At 59.4% G+C, this 283-nt stretch carries 1 protein-coding gene; it reads right to left on the reverse strand.

All coding sequences use genetic code 11. The annotated features are described in order from the left end of the window. Positions 1–283, reverse strand: a 283-nt coding sequence (locus tag AB9F29_RS22415; protein WP_369757314.1) for a YbhB/YbcL family Raf kinase inhibitor-like protein, incomplete at both ends; no start/stop codon positions are given.

Below are 283 nucleotides of genomic sequence, written 5' to 3' on the forward strand. Positions count from 1 at the left end.
TGTGAATCTCTCATCTTTGTCCGCGCCTTCATCGCCCAAGGAGGTTGGGTTCCCGCGCGGAATGGCGGTTGTGTCTGCGGGGATGTTACACAAGAGCCAGTATTGGCTGGGCGCGTCGGTGCCTGCGATTTTGCCGCGCGGATAGTGTTGCATGATGACTGCGAGGCTCTGCGTTCCTTCGGGAACAGTTGACCATGAGAGCGGTGGCGAGAGGCCATTCCCCCCGTCGCGACTGCATTTTAGATCGCTTGGCAGGTCACCGCCGCTCACAATGGCCGAACTT

This window comes from Falsihalocynthiibacter sp. S25ZX9, assembly GCF_041205405.1.
GTDB lineage: Bacteria > Pseudomonadota > Alphaproteobacteria > Rhodobacterales > Rhodobacteraceae > Falsihalocynthiibacter > Falsihalocynthiibacter arcticus.